The sequence below is a fragment of the Niastella soli genome (genome assembly GCF_017742245.1).
Lineage (GTDB): Bacteria > Bacteroidota > Bacteroidia > Chitinophagales > Chitinophagaceae > Niastella > Niastella soli.
On the sequence record NZ_JAGHKO010000019.1, the window covers coordinates 1 to 4,171 of the forward strand.

Here is a 4,171-nt window from a genome sequence, read left to right on the forward strand (position 1 = left end):
GGGATGGCAAACAATTAGCTATTGGACCCAAAAGCAGCTCCTACCGTCAATGGTATGAGGCGCTACACCAATACGGCAAAAGCCGCCGGTTATTATCACAACAACCCTACTGGGAAGCAACCAGGAATATCAGCAGCTTATTACCAGTAGATAAACCACACAGCGGCATCATCCGAAAAAAAGATATCCGCAGCTATGGCATAGCACTCGATGAACAGCATACCCGTCAATTGCTACAGACAGTACCACGGGTTTATCGAACAGAGATCAATGACGTGTTGCTCAGCGCCCTTACCAGGACCTTGTCAAAATGGTCGAAGCAACAGCAAATATTGATAGGCATGGAAGGCCATGGCAGAGAAGTCATCAATGATAAAACAGACCTCAGCCGCACCACCGGCTGGTTTACCACCCTGCATCCATTATTACTACAGGCACCAGCTCAGGACGAGGCATCCGAATGGCTGATGAGCATCAAGGAGCAGCTGCGCCAGGTACCCGATAAAGGAATTGGATATGGCGTACTCAAATACCTCAATAAGACCGCTGCATTACAGGCAGCTGACAACTGGCAGGTAGCCTTCAACTACCTTGGTCAGCTAGATAACATCACCCGCAGCAGCAACTGGTTCAGCAGTGCCAGTGAGGCACATGGCAGTTCAGCCAGTGACGAGAACATCATTACTCCCCCAATAGTGATCAACAGCATGATCTACCAGGGAGAACTGCACATACAATGGAGTTACAGCCAGCTGCATTACGAAGATTCAACCGTACAGCAACTGGCACAGTCTTTCATAGATGATCTGCAATACCTGGTTGATCATTGCGCATCGGTGCCTGCAGAAGAAACGATCACAACACCATGGGACCATTATATACAATCCGGCGTCAGTTATACTGAATTACGCCGCTTTATGCAAGAGGAAGAGAATGGGCTTCCAAGAAAACGGCAAATAGAAGCCCTGTACCCGCTCAGTGGTTTACAAAAGGGCATGTTATTCCATTCACTATATGCAGCACAGGAAGGCATTTATGTAAATCAGCTGACCTGTATATTACAGAAAGTAAACAGGGAGATCTTTGATAAAACCTGGCAGCAGATCTGCCGACGCCATAGCATTTTAAGAAGCTGTTATTATTACGATGCCTTTACTGTTCCAGTGCAGGCGGTGTTTCAGGATGTACAACTATCTATAACAACAGTAGATTTCCGTAACAGCAGCGAACAGGAACAATGGCAGCTGGTGGATGAATACGAACAACAGGACCGCCGTCGCGGATTCTCTTTCAAGGAAGGTGTTCCCATGCGCATCAGTTTGTTACAGTTAGCTGATAACACCTGGCATATGATCTGGACCTTCCATCATATTCTGCTCGACGGCTGGTCGGTCTCAGTGGTCATGAAAGAATTCATGGCAGCATACGAAAGTCTGCTACAAGGTCAGTCTCCTGCAATACCACAGGAAGATCGGTATGAAGATTATATCAGGTATATCGCGGGCAAGGACCGGTTTGAAGAAGAGGTTTACTGGCGAACTTACCTGCATGGTGTGGAACGGGAAACCCTGTTGCCTTTTTTTGAAGCGGCAGCAGAAAGAAATAAAGGATTGGGCTCCTATGCACGTGACATGCTTACTGTTGGTAAGGACACCACCGAACGGATCACCGAATTTATCAGGAAGGAACGCTTAACAATGAATACCCTGATGCAGGGAGTTTGGGCCTACCTGCTACATCGGTATACCAGAAAAGACACCATTGCTTATGGCATAGTAGTATCAGGCCGCCCTGCACAACTGAACCATATAGATGACCGGGTAGGCATGTATATCAATATGATACCGTTGCGCTCGCACTGGAATGAAGAGGAGGAACTGGTCCCATGGCTGCATAGCTTACAGCAGGAACAATTGGAAAGCCGGGATTATGAATACAGTGCACTAAACGAGATCAGGTCATGGACGCCGGTTAAGGGAGAGCTCTTCGACAGCACCCTCACTTTCCAGAATTTCCCGGTCAATCCTGATCTTACAAATCAGCATACGCTAAAAGTGAGTGACCTGCGCATGCATGAACACGATAATTATCCTTTAAGTCTGACAGTCTTGTCGGATGCCGGTCTAAGTATTCAGTTCAAGTATAATACCGATCTGCTCGATGCAACCCATATAAAAAGCATCATACAGCATTTTGAGCAGGTGTTGATGCAAATAACAAAGCCAGAGATTATAAAATTAAAGGACCTCGATTTTACTACCAGCGCACCCACACTGACCAGCACCTTATTTGAGGTACAGGACGATCTCTTCGATTTTGGATCGCCTGCTTCAGTGTAAACACAATGGCCGGTACGCGCTCTTTTCTTCTAACATAAAGACGGTTTTTCTAAAGCTCATATTATGAAAAGCAATTCCGTAGATGAACAGTTTTTGCTGTCAAGCAATGCATTTATCAATAGTAAAAAGTATTGGATGCAGTATTTGCAGGCCTTTACGGGTGAAACACCTGCATTGCTGTTTGACCGCAACAGAATAAACGGAAGTGAACAGACCTTATCGTTTAGGTTCAAAACCCAGGTATACCAGCAATTGATGACGGTATGCAAGGGCAATGAGCTGTCGGTTTACATGTATATCATTGCCGCTTATTTTGTGCTCATCCATAAATATACACGCAGCCAATACGTGGAGGTGGCTGTACCATTGTTCAATGAAGAACTGGCCCCGCATGCTTATGAATACAATAGTCTGTTGCCGCTTGTGATCAGTATTGACAAGCAAGACAGGTTCAGGGATATTTTGGTACGGGTTAAGAAAGACATTTTAAGCACCATTGAACACCAGCATTATCCGCTCAGGGATGTATATGCTGCGCTTGGGCTCGGCGAGGTACAAGAGAGCTGTCACACGCTCATCTCTTGCAGCCGCTTCCAGCAGAAAATGGAAAAGCTTTCTACCGGTCCATTGCTGCAATTCGACATGGTCATGAATCAGCAGGAAATTGTTCTGATGGTAGTTTCCAGACCGGGTTTGCTGGTATCTGCACATGAAGTGTGCAGACACCTCGAATATATTATTGAAACCAGTATAAACAATTTGGCCGTTGTCATTGGTGATCTTTCTATCAGCAATGGTCCCGACCAGCAACTGTTACAAAGCTTCCAGGGTAAAGCGGTCCATTATCCCCTTGAAAGGACCGTGCTGGACCTGTTCCGGGACCAGGTACTGGAAAGACCGGGTGCAACCGCTTTGTCGTTCAATGGCCGCCAGGTGAGTTACCGCGAGCTGGATGAGCGCAGCAACCGCCTGGCACATTGCCTCGTAGCCAGGGGGGTACAAAAAGAAACACTCGTACCCATTTGTGTTGACCGCGGAATTGAGATGATCGTGGGTCTGCTGGGCATCCTCAAAAGTGGCGGGGCCTATGTGCCCGTAGACACCACATATCCCCCGGGAAGGATCCAACAAATAATAAATGATATCCAACCTTCAATAGCCGTCAGCAGCCGTGCCCGTAAAGAGCTGCTGACCGTGAGTGATGTTAGCCTACAGGTGATAGAACTGGATGGTGACAGCAACGCCCTGAATGCCTGGCCGGTTGCTGCTACCGGTGTGGTAATTGAGGCCACACAACTCGCGTATGTGATCTTTACATCCGGGTCCACCGGCCGGCCCAAAGGGGTAATGATAGAGCACCGTAGTGTAAGCAATCTCGTTTATAACCAGCAGGCCCCGCTCAACCTGCTGGCTGGCATGGCCGTATTTCAGTTTGCTTCCTTTGGTTTTGACGCTTCCTGTCATGAGATCTTCTGCACGCTTTGTCATGGTGGACATCTGATACTAAGCGAGGCAGCACTGCTCTTGAACAGCGAGGCCTTAAGTGACATGCTTCAACAATACCAGGTAGCCTTAATTACCCTGCCGCCTTCGTACCAGGCTGCCATGAAAGACCGGCTGGGCACAATACAAACGATCATCTCAGCGGGTGAAGCATTAAATAAAAGCGTAACGCTGGAATTGCAGCAACAGGGCATCAGGGTGATCAATGCCTATGGCCCTACCGAGAATACGGTATCGGCGGTATTGACATCAGATCCGATAGGAGAAAATGGAATTGTGCGCATCGGCCGTCCGCTGGATAATGTTCGTATCTATATAGTAGATGAAGA

Annotated in this window: 2 protein-coding genes; both read left to right on the forward strand. The window is 47.5% G+C overall.

The annotated features are described in order from the left end of the window. On the forward strand, positions 1 to 2,339 hold a 2,339-nt coding region (locus J7I42_RS32835; protein ID WP_209144369.1), incomplete at its 5' end, for a condensation domain-containing protein. A gap of 63 nt (positions 2,340 to 2,402) precedes the next feature. After that, the coding region (locus J7I42_RS32840; protein ID WP_209144370.1) for an AMP-binding protein at positions 2,403 to 4,171 on the forward strand (1,769 nt) is incomplete at its 3' end.